Source organism: Ruegeria sp. HKCCD4315 (genome assembly GCF_013112245.1).
GTDB lineage: Bacteria > Pseudomonadota > Alphaproteobacteria > Rhodobacterales > Rhodobacteraceae > Ruegeria.
In genome coordinates, this window is the sequence record NZ_WVRN01000002.1 from 435,594 (window position 1) to 460,221 (window position 24,628).

At 56.3% G+C, this 24,628-nt stretch carries 19 protein-coding genes, 1 pseudogene and 1 riboswitch; of the genes and pseudogenes, 11 read left to right on the plus strand and 9 right to left on the minus strand.

The genetic code is table 11. The features are described from left to right. Positions 1–61: 61 nt before the first annotated feature. From GS646_RS19890 to GS646_RS19910, 5 genes are read right to left on the minus strand one after another with little or no spacing between them, the layout of a single operon-like run. Positions 62–1,144, minus strand: a complete 1,083-nt coding sequence (locus tag GS646_RS19890) for an ABC transporter ATP-binding protein (RefSeq protein ID WP_171094797.1) — start codon at positions 1,142–1,144, stop codon at positions 62–64. A gap of 3 nt (positions 1,145–1,147) precedes the next feature. After that, the gene (locus tag GS646_RS19895) at positions 1,148–2,803 is read right to left on the minus strand and encodes an alpha-glucosidase (protein WP_171185464.1); all 1,656 of its coding nucleotides are present in this window, start codon (positions 2,801–2,803) and stop codon (positions 1,148–1,150) included. Between the two features lie 9 nt (positions 2,804–2,812). Continuing rightward, positions 2,813–3,961, minus strand: coding sequence for a carbohydrate ABC transporter permease (locus tag GS646_RS19900; RefSeq protein WP_171185463.1), 1,149 nt, complete (start codon positions 3,959–3,961; stop codon positions 2,813–2,815). A gap of 3 nt (positions 3,962–3,964) precedes the next feature. Further along, positions 3,965–4,972, minus strand: coding sequence for a carbohydrate ABC transporter permease (locus GS646_RS19905; protein ID WP_171185461.1), 1,008 nt, complete (start codon positions 4,970–4,972; stop codon positions 3,965–3,967). 55 nt (positions 4,973–5,027) lie between these two features. Continuing rightward, positions 5,028–6,386 (minus strand): ABC transporter substrate-binding protein, encoded by a 1,359-nt coding sequence (locus GS646_RS19910; RefSeq protein WP_171185459.1) that lies wholly within the window; start codon positions 6,384–6,386, stop codon positions 5,028–5,030. A gap of 219 nt (positions 6,387–6,605) precedes the next feature. Between GS646_RS19910 and GS646_RS19915 the strand changes: the two genes are divergently transcribed. From GS646_RS19915 to GS646_RS19950, 9 genes and pseudogenes are all read left to right on the plus strand, one after another. Beyond that, complete coding sequence (locus tag GS646_RS19915) at positions 6,606–7,637, plus strand: LacI family DNA-binding transcriptional regulator (protein WP_171185457.1); 1,032 nt, start codon at positions 6,606–6,608, stop codon at positions 7,635–7,637. Positions 7,638–7,639: 2 nt separating this feature from the next. After that, a pseudogene (locus tag GS646_RS23005) lies at positions 7,640–8,941 on the plus strand (GH1 family beta-glucosidase); the annotation flags it as partial. A gap of 45 nt (positions 8,942–8,986) precedes the next feature. Beyond that, a complete protein-coding gene (locus GS646_RS23010) occupies positions 8,987–9,967 on the plus strand; it encodes an ROK family protein (RefSeq protein WP_371732126.1) in 981 nt (326 codons plus the stop codon). Positions 9,968–10,006: 39 nt separating this feature from the next. Then, positions 10,007–10,933, plus strand: coding sequence for a carbohydrate kinase (locus tag GS646_RS19925; RefSeq protein WP_171647193.1), 927 nt, complete (start codon positions 10,007–10,009; stop codon positions 10,931–10,933). Positions 10,934–10,948: 15 nt separating this feature from the next. Beyond that, on the plus strand, positions 10,949–11,614 hold the full coding sequence (locus GS646_RS19930; protein WP_171185451.1) for a D-lyxose/D-mannose family sugar isomerase: 666 nt from the start codon (positions 10,949–10,951) through the stop codon (positions 11,612–11,614). Between the two features lie 99 nt (positions 11,615–11,713). Further along, a riboswitch (cobalamin riboswitch) is annotated at positions 11,714–11,913 on the plus strand. Between the two features lie 238 nt (positions 11,914–12,151). Further along, positions 12,152–12,508, plus strand: a complete 357-nt coding sequence (locus tag GS646_RS19935) for a DUF1636 domain-containing protein (protein WP_171185450.1) — start codon at positions 12,152–12,154, stop codon at positions 12,506–12,508. After that, the gene (locus tag GS646_RS19940) at positions 12,505–13,281 is read left to right on the plus strand and encodes an ABC transporter ATP-binding protein (RefSeq protein WP_171185448.1); all 777 of its coding nucleotides are present in this window, start codon (positions 12,505–12,507) and stop codon (positions 13,279–13,281) included. The genes GS646_RS19935 and GS646_RS19940 overlap by 4 nt, the downstream gene beginning before the upstream one ends. A gap of 12 nt (positions 13,282–13,293) precedes the next feature. Beyond that, on the plus strand, positions 13,294–14,244 hold the full coding sequence (locus tag GS646_RS19945; RefSeq protein WP_253746464.1) for an ABC transporter substrate-binding protein: 951 nt from the start codon (positions 13,294–13,296) through the stop codon (positions 14,242–14,244). Between the two features lies 1 nt (position 14,245). Next, a complete protein-coding gene (locus tag GS646_RS19950; RefSeq protein ID WP_171094819.1) occupies positions 14,246–15,256 on the plus strand; it encodes an iron ABC transporter permease in 1,011 nt (336 codons plus the stop codon). Positions 15,257–15,270: 14 nt separating this feature from the next. On the opposite strand, the gene GS646_RS19955 is transcribed toward GS646_RS19950, so the two are convergent. Then, a complete protein-coding gene (locus GS646_RS19955; protein ID WP_171185446.1) occupies positions 15,271–16,149 on the minus strand; it encodes a LysR family transcriptional regulator in 879 nt (292 codons plus the stop codon). 115 nt (positions 16,150–16,264) lie between these two features. Here GS646_RS19955 and GS646_RS19960 point away from each other — a divergent pair, with 115 nt between their 5' ends. Both GS646_RS19960 and GS646_RS19965 read left to right on the plus strand, forming a co-directional pair. Then, the gene (locus GS646_RS19960; protein WP_171647191.1) at positions 16,265–17,815 is read left to right on the plus strand and encodes a proton-conducting transporter membrane subunit; all 1,551 of its coding nucleotides are present in this window, start codon (positions 16,265–16,267) and stop codon (positions 17,813–17,815) included. Positions 17,816–17,829: 14 nt separating this feature from the next. Beyond that, positions 17,830–20,241, plus strand: coding sequence for a YbcC family protein (locus tag GS646_RS19965; protein WP_171647189.1), 2,412 nt, complete (start codon positions 17,830–17,832; stop codon positions 20,239–20,241). 49 nt (positions 20,242–20,290) lie between these two features. Here GS646_RS19965 and GS646_RS19970 read toward each other — a convergent pair whose 3' ends face one another. From GS646_RS19970 to GS646_RS19980, 3 genes are all read right to left on the minus strand, one after another. Next, positions 20,291–21,064 carry an inositol monophosphatase family protein gene (locus tag GS646_RS19970; RefSeq protein WP_171647187.1) on the minus strand — a complete coding sequence of 258 codons (774 nt, stop codon included), beginning with the start codon at positions 21,062–21,064 and terminating at the stop codon, positions 20,291–20,293. A 228-nt stretch (positions 21,065–21,292) separates the two neighbouring features. Then, positions 21,293–23,737 (minus strand): FAD-dependent oxidoreductase, encoded by a 2,445-nt coding sequence (locus tag GS646_RS19975; RefSeq protein ID WP_171647184.1) that lies wholly within the window; start codon positions 23,735–23,737, stop codon positions 21,293–21,295. An 8-nt stretch (positions 23,738–23,745) separates the two neighbouring features. After that, positions 23,746–24,627 (minus strand): phosphotransferase, encoded by an 882-nt coding sequence (locus GS646_RS19980; RefSeq protein ID WP_171185437.1) that lies wholly within the window; start codon positions 24,625–24,627, stop codon positions 23,746–23,748. Position 24,628: the final 1 nt, after the last annotated feature.

The window sequence follows — 24,628 nt, forward strand, 5'->3', positions numbered from 1 at the left end:
TCAATTATGGTGGAATACGAACTATCGCGTTGTCAAGCGTCGCGTTGAACGCCAGTTGCTATCACTTTCGCATCGATACGCCGTTGTGGAACAGGTGTACTTTTTCAGGGGCTGCGGTCACGGAAACCGTTTGTCCGCGCATATTCCTTTGAACACCAGGCAGTTTGGCAATTGGCGCTTCTGCGTCCGCGGTTTTTTCAAAGTACAACAGTGTGACTTCACCCAAAGCCTCGGTGAAATCAACGGTTCCAGTCAGGATCGCGGTGCTTTCTGTGATGACAAAGTCTTCAGGGCGCACCCCGATCTTGACCTGCTTACCCTGATCACTGTCCTCGGTCGGAATCGCGGAAACGGCGGTGCCGCCCGAGGCAAGCTCGACAGTCGTTGTCGCCCCCGTTCCGGTGATCGTTCCGGGCAAAAGGTTCATTGAAGGCGAGCCAATGAATTGGGCCACAAACTCGTTGTCGGGCGTTTCATAAAGTTCAAGCGGCGTGCCAACCTGCGCAATGCCCTTGTTGGCCAAAACCACAATTCGGCTGGCCAATGTCATCGCTTCGACCTGATCGTGGGTGACGTAGATCATGGTGCTGTCGGGCATGGCCTCTTTCAGCCGCGCGATTTCGATCCGTGTGGCGACCCGGAGGGCTGCGTCAAGGTTCGACAGAGGCTCATCAAACAGATACACTTTCGGGTCGCGCACGATCGCGCGCCCGATCGCAACACGTTGTCGCTGACCGCCGGATAGAGCTTTGGGCAACCGGTCCAGAAAGGGGTCCAGTTGCAGAATCTTGGCGGCACGCTCTACCGCAGCGTCAATCTCGGCCGTAGGCATCTTGGCGATTTTCAGGGCAAACGCCATGTTTTCGCGCACGGTCATGTGGGGATACAGGGCGTAGCTTTGAAAAACCATCGCGATGCCCCGTTGTGCGGGCGGCACATCGTTCATGACCTGCCCTTCGATTTCCAGCGTGCCGCCTGTAATCTTTTCTAAACCGGCAATCATCCGAAGCAGAGTGGATTTCCCACAACCGGAAGGACCAACAAAAACGATCAGTTCGCCCTGCTCAATGTCGAGATTGATGTTCTTCAGAACGTCAACAGGGCCATAAGACTTGGCGACATCCGTTAGGTTGAGTTCAGACATGTCTTATCCCTTTCCCCGAACCATCAGGCAGAATTGCGAAGCCGCCAAAGTGATTGAATTGTCGCCTTGAATGCCACCCAATTCCAGACCGATGGACTGCCAATCGCCGTCCGGTACCTTCACCTCTGTGGTGTCTGATCCGAGGTTGAACGCACAGAAAACTTGCTCGGAACTATCCTCACGCAGGAAAGTCAGAACCGGACCTATTTCGTTCATCTCAGACAGGCGTCCAGATGCCAAAGCCGGGTGTGCATGACGCAGTGCAATGGCGCGGCGATAGTGGTTCAGCATCGATTGCGGATCCGCCTCGGCCCGGTCTACCGCGTGCTCAGCCTGCTGGACGCTGACCGGCAGCCAGGGTTCTGCGGTGCTGAAGCCGGACTGTTCATCCTGCGCTTGCCAAACCATTGGCGTACGGCAACCGTCGCGGCCTTTGAATTCGGGCCAGAACTCGATGCCATAGGGATCTTGTAGCTTCTCAAACGGCACATCTGCTTCGTGCAGGCCCAATTCTTCGCCTTGATACAGGCAAGCCGAGCCACGTAGGCACATCATGAGAACCGCATGTTGCCGGGCCGCGGTATCATCCAAATTCCAGCGAGAGGCATGGCGTTGCACGTCATGGTTCGAAAACGCCCAACAGGGCCATGCATCCCCTGCCTTGGCCTGCAATTGGTCAAAGACATGTTTGGTGTAACTTGCCGTCAGTGCGCGTTTCTCGAGAAACTCAAACGCATAGCACATGTGCATCCGCTTGTCGCCCGAGGTGTATTCGCCCATGATCTCGAGCCCACGCTGCGCATCGCCGACCTCGCCCAGGCACGCGCGGCCTTCGTATGCGTCCGTCAGCGCGCGCAGCCGTTCAAGGAATGCGATATTTTCGGGTTGGCTTTTCGAGAACAGGTGGTCCTGATGGTTGTACGGGTTGACTGCTGGTGCAATCGACGCGTTGCGCTGATCCATTGGCAGGGCTGGGTTGTTGCGCAGTTCCTTGTCATGGAAGTAAAAATTGATTGTGTCCAACCGAAAGCCGTCTACACCAAGATCAAGCCAGAACCGTGCGACGTCCAACAAAGCATCCTGAACATCCGGGCAGTGGAAGTTCAAATCCGGCTGCGATGTCAGGAAGTTGTGCAGATAGTACTGCAGGCGGCGAGAATCCCATTGCCACGCCGAGCCGCCAAAGATCGAAAGCCAGTTGTTTGGTGGTGTGCCATCCGGCTTGGGGTCAGCCCATACATACCAGTCGGATTTCGGGTTTTCACGGCTGCTGCGGCTTTCGCTGAACCAAGGGTGCTGGTCCGACGTGTGCGACAGAACCAGATCGATCATGATCTTCAGTCCTTTGGCATGCGCCTGATCCAGAAGCTCTTTGAAGTCCTCCAGCGTTCCGAACATGGGGTCGACATCGCGATAATCGCTGACATCGTATCCAAAGTCTTTCATTGGTGACTTGAAAAACGGTGAGATCCAGATCGCATCAACGCCGAGCGACGCGATATAATCCAGTCGCGCGGTGATGCCTTTCAAGTCACCGACCCCATCGCCGTTGCTGTCCTGAAAACTGCGCGGGTAGATCTGATAGATCACCCCTCCTCGCCACCAATCCGAAGACAGTTTTGTTGCTTTGCTGTGTTCAAAGTTGTTCTGCACGTTCATCAGACGCCTCTATTTTACAGATCCGGCCAACAGGCCCCGGACCAGGTATTTTTGCATTGCGAAGAAAACGACCAGCGGCACAAAGATCGAGACAAAAGCGGCGGTCGCAAGAATTTCCCAGTTGCCACCTCGCGTCCCCAAAAGCTCGACGATGCGGTTGGTCATCACGGTCGTCTGGCCTGTCGCGTCGATCAGGAAGACCTTCGCAACCAGAAGGTCGTTCCATGTCCAAAGGAACTGGAAGATCGCGAAAGACGCCAGCGCCGGGAAGCTGAGCGGCAGGATCAGTTTGGTGAAGATCTGGAATTCAGTGGCGCCGTCGACGCGGGCATTTTCGATCAGGTCACGCGGCAATCCGGCCATGTAGTTGCGAAGCAGATAAATCGCCAAAGGCATCCCGAACCCGGTATGTGCCAGCCAGACGCCCAGATAACCCTTGCCGATGCCGATATTCAGGTGGAATTTCAGCAAGGGGATCAGGGCAAGCTGAAGCGGAACAACCAACAGCCCAACAACCGCCGCGATTAACAACGCCCGACCGGGAAAATCCATCCAAGCCAGCGCATAGGCCGCAAAGGCGGCAACCAGAATCGGGATGATTGTTGCCGGGATCGTCACGGTCAGCGTATTGAAGAACGCCTTGGCCATGCTGTCCGTACTGCTTTGATCCAGAAGAACTTTCTGGTAGTTGTCCAAAGTGAACTCGGGCGGCAACTCAGCCGTCACAAAGATACGTGCGCCGCGGTTTCCGGAGAACTCTTCGGTGTTTTCCATCCGGTAATAACCATCAGCGTCCACTGTGATCGTGCCACCTCGGCGTAGTTCAGCCGTTTGGCCGGGCGCAAAGGCGTCGACTTCGCGCGCACTGATGCCCCAGCTCGAAATCTTTGCCTGCTCGCCCGCGTCAAACAATTGGCCTTCAATCACGTATACGCCGTTTTCCAACACCTGTGTTTCAGGTGCGGCGCTGCGAAGGGTCAGGTTCTGCTCGGATGGAAACAGCGATCGCCACCACCCGCTTGATGAGATTTGGTCGGCTGTCCGAAAGGACGAGACCAACAGACCCAAAGTTGGAATGACCCACAACACCACAAGAAAGATGACCGAAAGGTGTACAACCCATCTGAGCGCCGGTTTGGTTCCTGCAATATCGCTCATGGCTTACTCCATCTCCTTGCGGGCATTGCGCACGTTCCAGACGAGGATCGGAGCAACCAGCAGCATAATCACCATGGCCGAGGCTGATCCGACGCCCCAGTCATTGGCCCGGAAAAGCTTGTCGTACATGTAGTTTGCCAGCACCTGTGTCTCCCACTGGCCGTTGGTCATCGCGAAAACGATGTCAAAGACCTTGAGCACGGTGATTGTGATCGTCGTCCAAACCACAAGGATGGTTGTCTTGATCTGGGGTACCTTGATCTTGAAGAAGATCTGGAACGGATTCGCGCCGTCCAGAATGGCTGCTTCAATGGTTTCTTCGGGGATGCCCCGCAAGGCTGCCGAAAGGATGACCATGGCAAAACCGGTCTGAATCCAGACCAAAACGATCATCAGGAAAAAGCTGTTCCAGAACGGGACCGTCAGCCAGGTTTGCGGTTCGGCCCCGCCAAAAAAGATATAGAGCGCGTTCAGGATGCCAATCTGGTCTTGTTCTGCAGGTCGCGCATCATAGACCAGTTTCCAGATCACTGAAGCGCCGACAAAAGAAATCGCCATCGGCATGAAGATCAGAGATTTGGCGAAGTTGCCCCAGCGGATGCGGTCAGTCAGTTGCGCAACAAGCAGACCAAAGGCCGTTGACATAGCCGGCACAACGATCAGCCAGAACATGTTGTTGCGCATGGCCTCCCAAAATTTGGGCTCAGCCGCCATTTGCGAGTAATTGTCCAAACCGACCCACTTGTACCCGCCGCCGGGCACACGCTCCGTGAGTGACAGGCGCAGGGTTTCAACAACCGGATAGGCCAGATACAGCCCCAGCGCAGCCAGCGCAGGGAACAGAAACAGCCATGGCCGGATCATGTTGGCCCGGTTGATGTTGCGCCCCGCATTCGGCCCGCGCGGCGGGAACAGGACTTTGTCCAGAAACTGGTTGGAGAGGTAGAAATAGCCCACACAACCCGACACGCCGATGGCGATCGTCAGCAGGCCTTGAAGTGCCGGTGTCATGGTGCGCTCATCCGTTTGGCAAGTGGGGCGATCCTTAGACCGCCCCAGCGGTTGATTACTTGGCCGCGTCCCAGGACGACTGGATTTCGCTGGCCACGGTGGCTGCGTCTTTTGCACCCGACGAATAATCCACCATCCCGGTCCAGAACGTTCCCGCACCAACGGCACCCGGCATCAGGTCAGACCCGTCAAAGCGGAAAGTGGTGGCATTGGTCAGGATTTCACCCTGCCCACGCTGGGTGTCGTTGGAATAGTTTTCAGGGTTAGCACCCAGGTGAGGCGTCAGGAAGCCGTCTTGAGACATCATGATCTCATGCGCAAAAGGTGTCTTGAGGAACTCCATGAACGCTTCGGCGGCAGGATTCGGGTTGGTGACGGTAAACAGCGTGCCCGCCCCAAGTACCGGAGTACCCAGATCCTTTTCTGCATAAGCCGGGAAATAGAAGAAATCGGCATCAACGCCCAATTCAGTGCCCTCAGGGAAGTACGCCGGAATAAACGACGCTTGGCGGTGCATCATGCAGGCCGGAGGGCTGTCGAACAAACCCTTGGGGCTGTCGCGAAAGTCAATCGCGGCGGTGTCGTCAGCATCCCCGACAACATAGTCATCGTTGCGAGTAAAGCTGCCATATTCCTCAATTGCGGCGATCACCCGAGGATCGTCAAACTTCATCTCATTCGACACCCACTGGTCATAGACTTCCGGCGGCTGGGTGCGCAGCATCAGGTCCTCTACCCAGTCGGTTGCAGGCCAACCGGTCGCGCCACCCGATGCCAGGCCAACGCATAGCGGAGTTTCGCCATCTTCGACCATCTGGTCCATCAGCGCTTTGAACTCTTCCATGGTCTGAGGCACGTCGTACCCGAAATCTTCAAAATTCTCCGGGATGTACCAGACCAGAGATTTCACGTTCACGTTGAAGAAGAAACCATAGAACTCGGCAGCACCTTGATCGTTCTCGAAGGTGCCCAGATCGACCCAGGACTGACCTGCGGCAAAGTTATCTTTGATCCAGTCAGCCGATCCTTCGGCCAGCGGTGTCAGATACCCCTGCTTCGCAAGGTTTGCGGCCAGACCGGGCTGTGGAAACACCGTCAGGTTCGGCGCCGAGCCTGCTGCCGCGTCAATGAGGATTTGCTGCTCAAGCGAATCTGAACCCACATAGCTGGAATTCGCGCCTGTTGCTTCGTCGAAATACGCAACAAGGTTCTCAAAGGATTTGCCTTCACCCGCCAGCCAGGGACCAAAAATGGTCAGGCTTTCCCCGGACAGATCGTTTGCATCGGCAAAAGCCTGAAACCCGTCCCAGTCAAAGCTGCCCTCACCTACGGCGTGGATCAATTCACCTTCCGCCTGAACAGATCCAGCCATCAGGGCGAACACCGCCGCACCTGCATAAAGCGAGTGTCTCATCTCATCCTCCTCCCAAGTTTTCGCGCGCTTGCAGACTCAGTTTCAAAGCGCTTTGGATGCGATGTGTTATCCGCTAACATTTTCTCTCTGTCAATAATTCGCTTTCCCGATCCAGCAATATTAATAAATCTGGCAATTGCGGCAAAACAAGTTGACGGACGCTTAAATTGCCCACACAACAAGTGCGAGCACACAATTGAAGGCGCTTTGAATAGCAAAATGAACCTGAAGCAGCTCTCAGAAATTCTGGGTCTTTCGCAAACAACGGTAAGCCGTGCGCTGAACGGCTATCCCGAGGTCAGCGAGGGAACGCGTGTACGTGTGCAAGCCGCCGCTCAGAAACATGGGTATCGTCCCAACAGCCGAGCAAAAGGGCTGGCAACAGGTCGATCCATGGTTATCGGACATGTGATCCCCAGTTCGTCGCAACATGAAATGGTGAACCCGATCTTCGGAGATTTTGTCGCCGGAGCAGCAAAGAAATATGCCGAACATGGGTACGACATGATGTTCACCAACGCTGACGATACCTCGATCGAAGAAGCCTATCGCAGCCTTTTTCAGCGAGGGGCCGTTGATGGTATTGTGCTGCAAGGTCCAAAAGTGAACGAAGCTCGGATCGCTGTCCTCAAACGCATGAGAGTGCCGTTCATCGTGCATGGGCGTTCAACGGGCGCGGATACGCCTTACGACTGGATAGATGTAAACAACAAAAGCTCGTTTTTGCGGGCGACCCGGTTTTTGATTGATCTTGGACACCGCAGGATCGCCCTTATCAACGGGTTGGAGGAGATGGATTTTGCACAGCGCAGACGTGCGGGGTATCTGGCGGCACTGGAGCAAGGCGGTATAATCGCAGACCCTGACCTGATGCGCCGTGCCGAGATGACCGAGGTTTTCGGGCATCGGGAAACGCACGGCATGTTGCAGCTTGATGACCCTCCAACAGCTATTTTGGCATCCTCGATGATTTCCGCCATCGGGGTCAGACGCGCGATTGACGAAGCAGGCTTAGTTATGGGGCGCGACGTTTCGGTCATCGCACATGACGATGACCTTTCGTATCTGAAGAACGGGCAAGACATCCCTATTTTCACAGCGACTCGATCATCTGTCCGCCAAGCCGGGGAAATGGCCGCAGAGATGCTGATTGATCGGATAAAGTCTCCAGATGGTCCGCCCAATACCAAATTACTTGAGGCCGAACTGGTTGTTGGCCGCTCGACTGGCCCTGCGCCCAACAGGACGTAATCATGAAACATTCTCGCGCTGACTTCCCAAAAGATTTCCTTTTCGGGGTCGCAACCTCGGCTTATCAAATCGAAGGGCATGCACAGGGTGGTGCCGGGCGAACGCACTGGGATACATTTGCGGCCTCACCCGGCAATGTGGTGCGTGAGGAAAACGGCGATCTGGCCTGCGACCACCTGAACCGGTTCGAGCAGGATTTTGATCTGGTGCGCGAGGCCGGTTTTGACTGTTATCGGTTCTCAACCAGCTGGGCGCGTGTCATGCCGGAAGGTCGCGGCCAGATCAATCAAGCCGGGCTGGATTACTATGACCGGCTGGCAGACGCGCTGCTGGCCCGCGGAATCCGCCCGTGTGTGACGCTGTATCACTGGGAACTGCCCTCCGCTCTTGCGGATCAGGGGGGCTGGTGCAACCGAGACATCGCGGGATGGTTCGCAGACTTCACCGAAATCATCATGGGCCGCATCGGTGACAGGATGTTCAGTGCGGCCCCAATCAACGAGCCATGGTGTGTCAGTTGGCTCAGCCATTTCGAGGGCCATCATGCGCCCGGTTTGCGCGATATTCGCGCCACGGCCCGCGCAATGCATCACGTTTTGCTTGCTCATGGACGCGCCATTCAAGCCATGCGCAGCCTTGGCATGAGCAACCTTGGTGCGGTGTTCAACCTTGAATGGGCAGAACCCGCCGATGAGAGCGTCGAAGCGCGACTTGCAGCGGACCGGTATGACGCGATTTACAATCGGTTCTTTCTTGGTGGTGTATTCAGGAAAGAGTATCCTAAATTGGTACTGGACGGCCTTGAACCGCACTTGCCCTCTGGCTGGCAGGATGATTTCGAGACAATTGGCACACCGGTCGATTGGTGCGGATTGAACTACTACACGCGAAAGCTGATTGCCTCGAACGATTCCGCATGGCCCAGCTTGACGGATGTTCCAGGACCATTGCCAAAAACGCAAATGGGTTGGGAAATAGACCCTTCTGCCCTAAACCGTTTCCTGGTTCGCACACAGAAGGACTATACGGGCGGGCTACCAATCTATATCACCGAAAACGGAATGGCGAGCGCAGAGCGCGTGCGGGATGAGGACCGTATCGAATATCTTGATACACACCTTGCAGCCGTGCAGGACGCTTTGGCACAAGGTGTTCCGGTTAAAGGCTATTTTGTCTGGTCTCTGCTGGACAATTACGAATGGGCCTTCGGATACGAGAAAAGGTTTGGACTGGTGGACGTGGATTTTGAAACTCTGGAAAGAACGCCCAAAGCGTCGTTCGTGGCGCTTACATCCGCCCTTTCAGAGGGGCAGAACGTCTCTCAGCCGTTAGCGCAACCATCCGGATCTGTGCATGAGCACTGGAATTTGGTTGCGGACATCGGTGGAACAAATACACGTCTGGGCGTTGTGACAAACGGCGAACTGACAGACCTGCGCAAGCACCCAACGGGAACTCTGGATGATCTGCTGAACGCATTTCACGCTTTGCGCGATGAGGTTGGCACAAATCCTCAGGCGGTTGTTGCCGCCGGGGCTGGTCCTGTCAGAGACGGCGTCATCCGCCTTACAAACGCCAATTTGGACTTGTCCGAGTTGGAACTGGCGCAGGCGACCGGGGCGGAACATACTTTTGTTATCAATGACTTTACGGCCGCGGCATGGTCAGTTGCTGACGTCACACAGAACGAAGTTTCGGTTTTGCAAGGTCAGGCGAAACCACCAGCAGGCACGCGTTTGGTGGTTGGCCCCGGCACCGGACTTGGCGTCGGAGCATTGCTTTTTTCCGAAGGTCACTATCACACAGTTTCCGGCGAAGGTGGGCATGTTGGGCTGTACCCGCGTCACCGGGACGAGGTCGACGTCTTTGAAGCCGCCCGTCACATTGCTCCTGACTGTTTCTTTGGCGATAGCCTTGCTTTGGAAGCAGAGATGTTTCTGAGCGGAACTGGCCTTCCTATCCTGTATCAGGCCGTTGGGTTGGCAGCGGGCACCGGGCGGTCGTCTTTTCGTTCCGCCAAAGACATTTTGACCGAAGCCCGCGATGCTTCGGACCCCATCGCAGTCAAAACTGCGCAGATGTTCACAACGCATCTGGGCGCGCTTATGGGTGATATGGCTGTCACGCTTATGCCTGCTGGTGGAGTGTTTCTTGTCGGCGGGGTCGCCGAGAAAAACCGCTGGCTGTTTGATCAGGATTTCAAGGACGCATTCAATGGCGGCGGGCGGTTCAGCGAGCTTCGTAAATCCTTGAACCTTTACGTCTCAGAACAGGCCGAGTTCGGCATCATCGGGGCGAACAATTTTTGCAAAAACGCACTAAAGCGATGAACGACTTGTGCGCTTGAGGCTCTGGGAGAGGACGTTGGAATGATCCTGTGCTGTGGGGAAGCCCTGATTGACATGATTGCCGAGCCGACAGTGTCCGGCGCACGCGGCTTTGTGCCCCATACGGGTGGCGCGATCCTGAATACCGCTGTTGCCATGGGGCGCTTGGGTGAGTCCGTGGGAATGTTGACCGGTGTCTCCACGGATATGTTTGGTCAACAGCTGATCAACGCGTTAAAGGCAAGCCACGTTGACGTTTCGCATGTAATTGTCTCGGATCGTCCCACTACACTTGCGTTTGTACAACTTGAAGATGGGCACGCAACCTACAGTTTCGTTGATGAAAACACGGCTGGCCGTATGTTGGCACCTGAAGATATGCCAGACCAACTCCCTGCCATCTCGGCATTGTATCTTGGGGGTATAAGCTTGGCGTGTGAGCCATGTGCAGATGCCTATGCATCTTTGTTGGCTCAACACGGAAACGACCGCCCTGTCATGTTGGATCCCAACATTCGTCCGGGTTTTATTCAGGATCAAACCCGCTTTCGAACGCGTTTGAACCGCATGATCGCGCAGTCCGATATCGTGAAAGTGTCGGACGAGGATCTGGACTGGATCATTCCCGGTGCGGAACCCGAAGCAGTCAAAGCAGCCTTGCTGTTGCAAGCCGGACCATCAGCGCTGATCGTGACCCGGGGCGGCGATGGCGCAAACGGGTATCTGGCGGATGGATCGCAAGTGACGGTGCCGGTAAAACCGGTGCAGGTCGTGGATACGATCGGTGCGGGCGACACGTTCAATGCAGGTGTGCTCACTGGTCTCAGCCGCGCCGGGCATCTGACAAAACCTGCTGTACGCAACTTAACTGCCAACTCTTTGCGCGCGGCCATGGAACTGGGCGCCGAAGTTGCAGCTGTAACCGTATCTCGAGCTGGGGCGGAACCGCCTTGGGACCATGAGCTATAATTCTTGGAAAAAACAATGAAACGATCTGACATAAATCGCATCAAATCCGAAGCGCAGGCGTTCATCCAGTCCTTTGGCGGTGTACTGCCGCCTTTTGCAGACTGGTCACCCGAACAGATGCGCAGCCCAGTGGCGCAAACGATCCGCAGCCGCGGGTTGGGGTGGGACATCACCGACTACGCTCAGGGCCGGTTTGATGAACTGGGCCTGTTTCTTTTCACGCTGCGCAACGGCGAAGTGAATGATTTGCAGTCTGGGCGCGGGATGCTTTACGCAGAAAAATTGCTGATTTCGAAAGACAAACAACTGTCTCCGATGCATCGCCACATCATCAAGGCAGAGGACATCATCAACCGTGGCGGCGGCGATCTGGTGATGGAGATTTATGCATCGGACCCAGAAGGTGGCATCGACCGGCATACGCCTGTCACAGTGCCCAGCGATGCCTGCCCTGTTACGTTGCAACCAGGTGAGCATCTACGCCTGAAACCAGGGCAAAGCGTAACCCTGATGCCCGGAGTTTGGCACGCGTTCTGGGCCGAGCACGGTGATTGCCTTATCGGCGAGGTTTCGACTGTGAATGATGATCGAACGGATAATGTGTTCGAAGATCCGATCCCTCGATTTTCAAAGATTGAGGAAGATGCCGCGCCAGATTTCCTATTGGTTTCCGACTACTGACGTAAACCGGGTTGACAATAACCGACAGACAACTGGGCTGAGCCCAAGTGATTTCGTCAAACGCCACTCATTCTCTTGCTTGACAAGTCCAGCACCACGAGACTAGCTGAGCGGGATGGTTCCGTAAGGGATGAAAATGGGAATACGGTGCGGCACAGTTTTTTTGCCAAGTCCGTGACTGCCCCCGCAACTGTAAGCGGAGAGCGACGCCATTACGCCACTGACCCCGAAAGGGTTGGGAAGGTGGGCCGAGCCTTGACCCGCAAGTCAGGAGACCTGCCATCCGATGTTCAACCAACCCGGGGCGGGGCGTCCTGGAAGGAGGCTTTGATGGCACGTTTTTCGCGTGTTTACATTGGTAGCACCTTCTGTCCGCGCTTGGTTTCAAGCGGAGCGGACAGTGTTAAAGGTGACTGACAGAAATAAGCTCTTCTTCAATACCTACTGCGCTGAGGCATCCCGCGGTGCCGTTAATTCAATGCCACGTTACGTTATAACATTGCATATCAATCCAACCCGCAGTAAGCGCTACATGCAATGACGAAAATCGCTGATCATTTCATTCTTGTGTGTGCGACCTGCACAGGTGCCATGTCCACCGATCAAGTGACTGGCGCACTGGCGCAAACATTGCCCGAAGGATTTGCAATTCGAACAGTTGATTGCATGGCAGGTTGTTCCCGACCAACCACCATTGGCCTTCAGGCACCGGGCAAGGCGCAGTATCTGTTTGGAGACATCGACACGGAATTGGATCTGGACGCAGTGGTGGAATTCGCCGGACAATACCGCCTTAGTTCCGATGGCTGGACAAGTGCAACCGAACGCCCGCCCGCGTTATTCACCAAGACCTTGTCCCGAATACCCGCCCTGCCAACCGAGAGGGTGTCATGAGTTTTCTGTCGGTCGAGGGTCTCGAATATTACGCTTTGAACGGCGATGTCCTTTTGCAGGACGTGTCCTTCGGCTTGGAGGAGGGCTCGATTCTGGCAATTGCGGGTCCGAATGGCGCGGGAAAAACAACACTGCTCAAGTTGCTTTGCGGAATAGAACGTATTGCACTGGGTGATGTGCTTATAAGAGGCAAAAGCTTGCGCACCTTGTCCGCGCATGAGCGTGCCCGAACCATCGCGGTCGTAGGCCAGCAAGAAATGCCAGACGGTCGGTTGCGTTTGCGAGACTATGTTGCGCTTGGGCAAATCCCGATTCAGGCGGATAAATCGGCAACCGAGCACAAGGTAGATCTTGATCGAGTTCTGGAAACAACCGGATTGTCTCATCTTTCCCGCAAGCCGATGAGCCAGCTATCGGGTGGCGAGCGACAGCGCGCTCACATCGCGCGCGCTTTGGCACAAAACCCATCCCTGTTGTTTCTGGACGAACCGACCAATCACCTGGATCCAGACGCCAAGGGGCACATGTTGTCCTTGGTGGCCGAGCTGGGCGTCACGGTGGTCATGATCGTCCATGATCTGGTCATGATCCCGGAATTCGCCACGCATGTGGCCTTGATGAAATCCACACGCCTGACGGGTTATGGGCCCGTCAGCGACGTGCTGACCTCAGAACGTGTTCGCGACACCTTTGGTGTGGATTATCTGTGCTTTCAGCATGAGGGCCGCATAATCCCAGCGCTGGATATTCGAAAACGAAAACTGTCATCATAACAGGAGCTTACAATGATGCAGAAACTTTGGCCTGTGGCTCTGTTCACTGGCCTGGCAAGCGGCGCGGTCGCAGAAGCCATCACAGTGGACAATTGCGGCGAACCGCTGGTTTTTGAAACCGCGCCCGAACGGATCGTTGTCCACGACATGAACATGACCGACATGGCGTTCGCATTGGGCCTGCAAGACAAGATCGTGGGCCTGACCGGCATCACGGGCTGGTACAAGACGAGCCCTGATTTTGATGCACAGCGCGGTGATATCCCAGAGCTTGCACCAAAATACCCTACTGTTGAGAACCTCATCGCAGTAGAACCCGACATGTTCTTTGCAGGGTGGTATTACGGTATGCAGCCGGGTGGCGAGGTTACTCCGGACACCCTTTCGCCCTTTGGCATCAAGACCATGGTTCTGACCGAAAGCTGCGTACATCTGAGCAAAGATCGCCCAGAGGCCAGTATGGACCTGCTGTTTGGCGACGTTCTGCGTTTGGGTCAGGTCATGGGCGTCGAAGCCAAGGCGCAAGAGCTTGTCTCGGGCTGGAAAGACCAACTGGCCGCTATCGAAGCCAAAACAGCTGATCTGCCCAAACCACGTGTCTTCCTGTTGGACGGGCCGGCAGATGCGCCGTTTACCGCTGGTAAGTTTGCGATACCGGACGCGATGATCGCCGCAGCAGGCGGAGAGAATGTGACCCATGACATGGACACCAGCTGGGGTCGTACGTCGTGGGAAACCGTGGCTGCTGCAAACCCGGAATTCCTGGTTCTGCTGGACTATCAGACAGGAAACGGTGCAGAAGATACCTTCCAGTTCCTGAAAGATCATCCCGTCATGTCTCAAACCGATGCAGTCAAGAACGAGCGCTGGATCGGCCTGCGCTACGAAGAGCTGACACCCGGCCCGGCAAACATTGAGGCCATCGAAAAGATGGTCAAGGCAATGCACCCGGAGACCAACTGATATGGCCCATTTGGGCCGTTCGATCTTGCTGGGGGCGATCGTTCTGATCGCCCTTTTGCTGCTGTCCATCGTTTATGGAACAACAAATATTCCTGTGCGGGACGTGGTCGCCGCGATTGGTCTAGGAACAGGCCTGATCGATGGCGACATGTCCCCGCTTCACCGGATCGTTTTCGACTTGCGCCTTCCCCGCGCCTTGTTTGCCGCGGTCATCGGGGCAGGATTGGGGGTTGTTGGTGTGGTTTTGCAAACAACCACGCGCAACGATCTTGCCGATCCATTCTTGTTTGGCCTGTCCTCGGGCGCGGCTGCCGGGGCGGTGTTGGTGATCACCGTCACGGGTGATGTACTGGGCATTTGGACCCTGCCCTTGGCGGCATTTTGCGGAGGCTTGATTGCTTCGGGCATTGTTCTGGCACTGGTTCAGGGCCTGCGCACAAGTGCGCCGGAAAAACTGATTCTAGCCGGTTTGGCCGTGTCCTTTCTGTTCTCGGCCATCACAAACTATTTGATTTTTTCCGGCGACAATCGCGCGGCGCATTCGGTCATCTTCTGGATGCTTGGCGGGTTGGGCCTTGCACGGTGGGAGACATTCCCACTGGTTCTGACCGGACTGGCTCTGATCCTGAGTTATGCTCTTTACCGCAGTCGCTGGCTGGATGCCCTTTTAACCGGAGATTTCACGGCGTCCTCTCTTGGCATACCCGTTCAGGGCTTGCGATTTAGTATGTTCTTTGTCGCGGCATTGGCGACGGCGAGCTTTGTTTCCGTGGCCGGCGTTATTGGTTTTGTCGGGTTAATGGTCCCTCATATTGCACGGGGCATTGCCGGCACGCTGCACAGAAACCTGTTGATTACCTCAGCTATCGTCGGGGCGATCCTGCTGACGATGTCGGATATTCTGTCCCGCCTGCTTTTGGCCCCTCAAGAACTGCCCGTAGGTATCGTAACAACGTCGATCGGGTCTCTTTTTGTGTTCCTATATCTGTTCAAATCCGCGCGCGGTGATTGACGCCAGATATTGGCCTACGTGTCTGGTCCGTGTGACAAAAGCTCCTGCACCAAGGGATTAGGGAACCTGCGCTTGAACGTAATTGCGTGGAAGTTTTCCTTGATCTTCGGATGCTCATTTGCCTCGACCAAACGGCCCGAGTTCAGCTCATCCTGAACAACGATCGGAGCCACCAGAGCCAAGCCGATATCCTCGCGCGCCAAAAGCCGCATCATGGCCATATCGTCCACCTCGGCAGCTACCTGAGGCCGTACCGACATGCGGCTGGCCATAGCGTCAAACGCAGTACGAACACTGTTGTTGGTTGTGGGCAGGATGAAAGGTTGTTCTTCCAACAGATCCCGTATCGGGCGCGTCGGATCAAGGCGATCCGGGGTTCCAACGATACTCACTGGTTGTTCGGCCAGATGATGAGTGACAAAGCTGGTCAGGCTGTCACTCGCGGGTTCGTGGTTCATGAGGACCAAGTCGAAATTCAACGTTTCCAGCCCTTCCAGCAACTCACTTGGACTGCCAGACCTCAAGATGACCTCGACATCAACACGCGCCAAAATGGGTCGCAAAAAGCGAATCTGAAAGTTCCGCGACAGGGTAGACTGCGCCCCCACCCTCAGCGCCTGCCGCGTGTTTCCTTCATCCTGTAAGGTTGCCACAAGTTCCTGGCCTGTCGCAAAAATCGCATCTGCGTGGTCCAGCGCGATATGTCCGGCTTCGGTCAGGTGCAGCTTGCGGCCTCTGCGCTCAAACAGGGGATGGCCAAGGCGATCTTCCAATTCCTTTATCTGCACGGACAAGGCGGACTGTGACAGATTCAAACGTTGTGCAGTCCTGGTCAGATTGCCGTCATGGGCAACCGCCCAGAAATAGCGGAGATGATGATAGTTAAGCGGCATATCGTTCTATCTAACCGAACATAATTAATCAAACAATGTATTTTTCATATGATGGCACGCGAAATATGTCTCCTTGAACAATTCGAGTCAGTATCGAACGTCAAGGGACACACGCATGAGCTATTTGCTTCTACCCCTCCTGAGTCCGCTGATCTTTTTAGGGTCGGCTTTTTATTGCAGCCGTCATCCGGGGATGCGCCCGGGCAACTTACCTAAAATCGCAGAATGGGCTGCGTTGGCAGCTTTTGCTGTGTCTGCGCTATCTGCAGTGTTGCTGATTGCGAATGGATCCGGAACATCGGCACTGATCGGGTTCTGGGGCGTCGGACTGTCAGTACGGTTGGACGCGGTAAGCGCCACGATGCTGGTTCTGGTCAGCTTTATTGGCTGGATCGTCCTGCGTTATTCAGCGACTTACATGGATGGGGAACAGAAACAGGGCGCCTTCACCGGATGGATGTCCGTTGCGCTTGCTTCCGTTCTTTTGCTGGTCATGTCCGGCAACCTCACTCAACTTCTTGCAGCCTGGATCGCAACAAGCCTGGCGCTGCATCAACTGCTGCTGTTCTACCCGGAACGCACTACGGCACAGCGTGCAGCGCGCAAAAAGGCGGTTGTGGCGCGGCTTAGCGAGGCCGCACTTGCGCTGGCCGTAGTCCTGTTGATCATCGGCTACGGAACAACCGATATCGCCACGATCCTGTCATCCGCACAGCCAACCGTGGTGACAATTGTTGCGGCCCTGTTGATCGCAGTGGCCGCCGTGCTGGCGTCGGCTCAGTTCCCTGTTCATGGCTGGCTGACCGAGGTTATGGAAGCACCGACACCGGTGTCAGCACTGCTGCACGCAGGCGTGATTAATGCCGGTGGGTTCCTGTTGATCCGCTTTGCTGATGTGATGCTGGTTGCACCGGGCATCATGGCATTGCTGGTCATGCTGGGCGGGTTCACTGCACTGTTTGGCGGGCTGGTGATGCTGACACAACCAGCGGTAAAGACGTCTCTGGCATGGTCCACAATCGCTCAGATGGCGTTCATGATCATGCAATGCGGGCTGGCACTGTTCCCGTTGGCGCTGCTGCACATCGTGGCGCACTCACTTTATAAAGCGCATGCCTTCCTAAGCGCCGGCGAAGCCGTGCGCAACGTTGCGGCGATCCGTCGGCCGGGGCTAGTGGCTGTGCCAAGCGCACGCAACGTATTGCTGGCTTTCGCAACCGGCATTTTGATCTACGGCGCGGTGGCTTCGGTATTCGGGATCGATGGGAAATCGGTTCAGGCCATCGCACTGGGCGTTATCCTGATCTTCGGCGTCGCTTATCTGCTGGCGCAGGGATTTGCCGATGCAGCCCCCGGAGCCCTGACCCGCCGCACCGTCATCTATGCCGGAGCAACATCTGTCAGCTACTTCGTTCTGCAAATTGCAGCGCAGCATCTGACCGCCGGAACTTTGCCACCCACACCCGCTGCGGGACCATTGGAATGGGCACTGATCTTACTGGCGCTCATCAGCTTTGGTGCAGTGGCACTGGCTCAGTCAACCTTCCCGCTTTGGGCCTCGCATCCTGCGGCGGCTGGCATCCGGGTGCATCTGTCCAACGGGCTTTATGCCAACGCAATCTTTGATCGGCTGCTGGACGGATGGTCCACGCGGCGGTCTGTATGAAAAGGGGATCAGACATGTATATGAAACACGAAAGCTATCCTGCTCCGCTTTTGGAACTGGTCGCGATTGCAAATGACGCTGTGCGTCAGATCCCTCCTCTGTTTCCGCTGGCGGCCAACGTCGCCGTAAACCCCTTCCTGGGACAGACTGAAGACACCCTAGCCGTGACAGCTGCGCGCCTTGGTCGTGTCGCCGGTGTACGCATCACACCTGACCGGCAAGCCATGGCCGAAAAGCTGAAGACCGGCGAGATGGTTGACGGTGATCTGGTCGAGGCAATTTCTCATGTCGAAAGCCGCTTTGATCCGCCAAGGCTGGAAGATGTAACGGCTGCTTTGACCACGGACGCGGCACCTCTTGCCCCGTTGCCAACAGTTGCGGATCTCGCCGCCGACGTGTCGGGCATCGACTGGCCGGGTCTGATCGAAGAACGTATCGGAGCTTGGGCCGCAAGTCATTTCGACGAAGGCCAGGCCCTGTGGCAGCCCAGCCGCGCTGGCGGTGCATTCAGCGCATGGCGGGAGTTCGCCTCGCGCGACCTTACGCCGGAAATCAATGGGTTGAAGGGCTTTGGCGCATTTGTGGCGGCCACCAACCGTTCTCAATGGCGGGCCATCGGACGGGCCGCGGAAACGCTGGGCGTGACGCCAGAGGCGGCCGGAACAACCTTTCATCGCTGGCTGATCACGTTGGGCGGTTGGGCACAATATGCGCGCTACTTGTTGTGGCAGGCCGAGCTTCAGGGACAGACCGACACAACAACGGCTGAACTACTTGCCATTCGGATGGTGTTTGAAGAGGCGCTGTTCCACCAGTACCGCGATCAGATTACGTCACGTTGGTCGGAGACCATCGCAGTGCACGAAACGCCGATCACACCGTCCCGTGACATGGTGATTGACGCCATTCTGCAAGATGCCGCTGAACGGGCACAACAGCGCAAGTTGGGGCAGGCTTTGTCCGGATCTCAGCCAAGAAAAACCGAAGGCCGCCCCATGGTTCAGGCCGCGTTCTGTATTGACGTCCGGTCCGAGGTCTTCCGCAGGGCGCTGGAAACACAGGATGCAGGCATTGAAACCATAGGCTTTGCCGGGTTCTTTGGGTTGGCCAGCGCGCATAAATGCGCAGGATCAGACGTGACCGAGCTGCGGGGGCCCGTTCTTCTGAACCCCAATGTGACATCTAAAGCAGCAGAAGACACATTGTCCGATCTCGACCGGCGCTACACGGCCCGCGCGAAACGTGCTTGGGGGCGTTTCAAGCTGGCCGCTGTTTCATCCTTTGCCTTTGTCGAAGCGACCGGGCCGATCTACGCAGGTAAATTGCTTCGGGACTCGCTGGCAGCCAGTGGCAAGGAAACCAAGTTTGATCCTGCACCCAAGCTGGATCCTTCGATGGATCTGAACACGCGCATCGATACCGCTAAGGCCATCCTGGGCGCTATGTCTCTGACGGGGAATTTTGCTCGTATCGTGATGCTGGCAGGACATGGGGCGGACGTCACCAACAACCCCCATGAAAGCGCGTTGCAGTGCGGTGCCTGCGGTGGTCATGCAGGGGACGTCAGCGCCCGGCTTCTGGCCAGCCTCCTGAACGACAACCAGGTGCGCGAGGGTCTGCGGGGCAAAGGGATCGACATCCCCGCTGACACGCTGTTCCTTCCAGCGCTGCACAATACGACGACGGATGACGTCACCCTGTTTGATCAGGACCATCCGGCAGGATTGTGGGCCCCGCAGATCGCCAAATTGAAAGCCTGGCTGAATGAAGCCGGACGCCTGGCGCGCGCCGAGCGTTCGGCGCGGTTGCCTCGTGCCAACGGAGGTGACGATATCGCCCGCCGTGCCAAGGATTGGGCCGAACTTCGGCCTGAATGGGGTTTGGCAGGTTGCCGGGCCTTTATTGCGGCCCCACGCAGCCGGACCGATGGGACCGGATTGGCCGGACTGTCCTTTCTGCATAGCTATGACTGGCGTTCAGATGATGGGTTTGGCGTGCTTGAGTTGATCATGACCGCCCCGGTGGTCGTGGCAAGCTGGATCAGCCTGCAGTATTACGGGTCGTCCGTCGCGCCGGGCTTGTTTGGCGGTGGCAACAAGCTGCTGCACAACGTGGTCGGCGGGATTGGTGTTGTCGAGGGGAACGGAGGTGCTTTACGCCCAGGGCTGCCTTGGCAATCGGTCCATGATGGCGAAGCGTTCCAGCATGATCCTCTGCGCCTGTCCGTTGTAATCGAAGCGCCGCGTGAAGCCATGAACGACATTCTGAAACGGCATGCGAATGTCAAAGCCCTGTTTGACAACCGCTGGCTTCACCTGATCGCAATGGATGAAAATGGTGATCTGGCTTGGCGTTACACAGGTGATCTGGAATGGAGCCCGATTGCGAAACCCGCTGGCTCTGAACAAGCCATCGCTGCCGAATAAGCAAAAAACGGAAGGGCCCGGCCACAGTGCCGGGCCTTCTTTTTACTGACTATGTGTTGATAAGTTTCAGAAGATCTGCATGCAGATCAGGGGTTGCCGCCGATACGACCGCGCCATCTGACTCCAGTGTCAACGCCCTGCCCTGCCAATCGGTCATCACACCACCAGCTGCCGCAATAAGCGGCGCAACCGCCAAGTAGTCATAGGGTTGCAGGTCATAATCCACTACAGCGTCCACATGCCCTGCGGCCAGCAACGCATGCGGATAACAGTCATAGGCAAACCGACGCGTCTGCCCGGCCTGCATCAAACGGTTGAATAGGTCCAGGTGATCGCGATGGATCTTGTCCCCCTCGTTTACGTATAGAATAGATTGATCCAAACGCTTTTGTTGCGAGGTCCGTATGGGTTCACCGTTCAGAGCGGCCCCTTCACCAATGACACCCACATACACCTCATTCAAAGCGGGCATTCCGACCAAGCCTAACTGAGGCTGCCCATCAACCAGATGTGCCAACAGGAACCCGAACAAAGGATGCCCGGACAGAAATGACCGGGTTCCGTCGATTGGGTCAATGACCCACATGTGCCGACCATCACCTGCCTCTTGCCCGTGTTCTTCGCCAAAGACCCCATGCTCGGGAAAGTGCTGGTTCAGGTAGGACCGAACCTCGGCTTCAACCGCTTTGTCAGCTTGCGTCACAGGGCTTTCATCCAGCTTGAACTCGACACCCAGAGATCCTCGGAAAAACCGCATCGCAGACGACGACGCAATGTCAGCCATCTGAATGGCATGTTCCTTCAGCGTATGTGCGACGACCATTTCAATCCTTTCAGACGGATGTTTCTGCGTTGTTTTTGATGACGGGTTTCATCAGTTGCAATGGGGAACATGACACGATCAGTATCAGCTACATTAAACGGTCCGGGCGTCATTTTCGGGCTGTTTTCACGCCATTTTTCCGCTGTCAGCCAATCACCAAGCGGGGCACGAATGTGCCTCGCCACTGGCTTTTGCATACCGCATAGATTACGGATCACGTTCGGGGCTTCAGACCTTCACGCGTTCCATCTTAGGGTCGTAAAGTGGCTGCAAAGTCACCTGACAGGGTACTCTTCTGGTGGCTACGTCCAATTCATACTCTCCGGACGTGACATATTCTGGATCAACGCCTTCGGGGTTACGGATATAACCGTATCCAATCGATTTCCCGATGGTATAGCCATACCCGCCCGAGGTCAGCCAACCGACCCGTTCGCCATTGCGATAGATGGTTTCCCGACCCAACAGAACGATATCCGGATCAACCGTGAAACAGGCCAGCATCTTTTCGACGCCTTCTGCTTTCTGCTTTTCGGATGCGGCACGGCCTTTGAAGTCCACATCTTTGCGCAGCTTGACGGCCCAGCCCAGCCCGCTTTCGAACGGTGTATGATCCGGCCCGATATCCGAGCCCCATGCGCGGTAGCCCTTCTCAAGCCGCAGCGATTCAATAGAGCGGTATCCTGCATTCACCAGACCATGAGACGCGCCCGCCTCCATCAGCGCGGCATAAACGGTTTGGGCATATTCCACTGGCAGATGCAGTTCCCAGCCCAGCTCACCCACATAGGTGACGCGCAGCGCCTTGACCGGGCAACCGGCGATGCCGATTGTGCGGATCGTTCCAAATTTAAACCCGTCATTCGAAACATCATCTCGCGTCACCGCCGCCAGAATATCCCGCGCCTTTGGTCCCATCAGCGACAACACCGCATTCGATGAGGTGATGTCGAACAGCTGGCAGTTCATGCCTTCCGGGATATTGCGGTTGATCCAGTCGAAATCATGGGTGGCAAAGCCAGTGCCAGTGATGATGTAGAATTCATCATGTGCCACTCGACCAACGGTCAGGTCACATTCAATCCCGCCCTTGTCGTTCAGCATCTGAGTATAGACCAACGCGCCGACAGGCTTGTCGACATCATTGGCGCAGATCCAATTCATCGCCGCCAGCGCATCGGGGCCTTTCAGCGCGAATTTGGCAAATGAGGTCTGGTCAAACAGCACCGCCGCCTCACGCGCGGCCTTATGTTCGCGGCCCACCGCATCGAACCAATTTTGGCGACCAAAGCTGTATTCATCTTTGGCGGTCTCTCCCAGCGACGCATCCGCGTACCAGTTCGGGCGTTCCCAACCCAGTTTCTCACCAAAACACGCGCCCTGCGATTTCAGCGTGTCATAGAGCGGTGACTTGCGGCAGGGGCGACCCGAGTCGTGCTCCTCATGCGGCCAGCCCATTGTGTAATGTTTGCCATAGGCTTCGACGGTCCGGGTGCGCACCCAATCGGTGTCGAAATGCGGGCGGCCAAAGCGGCGGATATCGGCGGACCACAGATCAAAGGGGGGTTCTCCCTTGTGGACCCATTCAGCCAGCGCCATGCCCGCCCCGCCACCAGCGGCAATGCCGAAGGCATTGAAGCCTGCGCCAACGAAGAAGTTGTTCAACTCGGGCGCTTCGCCGATGATGAAGTTGCCGTCTGGCGTGAAGCTTTCCGGCCCGTTGGTCAGCGTCTTGACGCCGGCGTTTTCCAGCGCAGGAACACGTCCCAGCGCTAACTCCATCAACTGTTCGAAATGGTCGAAATTACTGTCGAGCAAGGTGTAGTGGAACCCTTGCGGAATCCCTTTAGTCGCCCAAGGGATTGGGTTCGGTTCATAGCCGCCCATAACCAGGCCACCGACCTCTTCCTTGTAGTAGGTCAGGCGATCCGGGTCGCGCAGGGTTGGCAGGTGGGACGGTACATCAAAAGGTTCGGTGACCATATACTGATGCTCCATCGGCACCAGCGGCACGTTGACACCAAAGCGCCCGGCAAAAGTGCGGGTCCACTGCCCGGCGCAGCAGATTACCTTTTCGCATTCGATCCGGCCATGTTCCGTGATTACCGCACGGATCTTGCCGTCTTCGATTTCGATATCGGTGACTTTTGTGTCCTCGAAAATCTTTGCACCGGCCATACGTGCGCCTTTGGCCAGTGCCTGAGTGATATCCGAGGGATTCGCCTGTCCATCGGTTGGCAAATAAGCCGCGCCGATCACGTCCGAGACGTCCATCAGCGGCCACAGTTCCTGCGCCTCAGACGGCGTCAGCAACTGCATATCCAAACCAAAGGAATGCGCGGTGGTGGCCTGACGTTTCACCTCGGTCCAGCGCTCCTCGTTACAGGCCAGACGCAGTCCGCCGTTCATCTTCCAGCCGGTACCAAGCCCAGTTTCCTCTTCGATCTTGTTATACAGATCAACCGAGTAACCCAGCAGCTGCGTAATATTCGCGTTCGAACGCAGCTGCCCTACCAGTCCTGCCGCGTGGAAGGTGGTGCCCGAGGTGAGCTTTTTGCGCTCCAACAACACCGTGTCGGTCCAGCCCAGTTTGGCCAGGTGGTAGGCGGTCGAGCAGCCGATGATTCCGCCGCCGATAATGACGGCTTTGGCTGTTTTCGGAAGGTCGGTCATGTCTGTCCTCAGGTATTTTTGAAATCGGAAAGGGCTGCGCGAAACCGCGCGAGGTTTTCGGCCGTATAGGCTGCGTAGTCGAATTCGATGTCCGAGGTGATCTCGGACACCATGCTCCACATGGTTTCCCGCAGAAGCGAGGCGCATTTCATCGCCGTATAACGGTGGCGCAGATCGTCGGTGACGGGAGCGTGGAAATAGGTCTCAAGCACCCAGTCTTCCTGTTCGGGGGAAAGACCATTGTTTGAAGCCAACCCACCCAAATCGAAAAGCGACGAATTGAATCCGGCATAGTCGAAGTCGATCAGCCAAAGGCGATTGCCGTCGTTCAGAAAGTTTCCACAGAGCAGATCGTTATGGCCAAACACCATGTCATACGGCCCGGCCTCGCGTTCCAACGTAGCGCCTGCGTCGATCAGGTCAGGGATCAGCGCTGAATGGGCACTGCCGCGTTCAGTGAGTGTCGCGGCATAGTCGCGGATGACGTGGAACACCCAGAAAACCAGCGATGGACCGCGCAGGTGCTTCGGTACCTCGGTATGGCACGCCTTAACCAATTCCAGCACGCGCGGCAGCATATCCGGGTTGCGAACATCTTCCTCGGTCAGTGTGCGGCTTTCGATGAACTCTAGCACCGTCAGATCGCCTGACGAGTGTACAACCGCTGGCGACAAACCCGCCGCATGGGCGGCCTTGCTGGCGGCCAGTTCGTTAAACCGCATGACTTGATGCAGCGGGATATCGTCCCCCACACGCACCACATAAGATCCGCTGCTATCGGTGACTCTGTAGTTCACATTGGTGATACCGCCGGTCAGAGGCGCGGTCTTGATCTCACCTTGCCAGATCGGCAGGGCGCGGATGCGGGTCATCAGATCGGATTGGCTCATC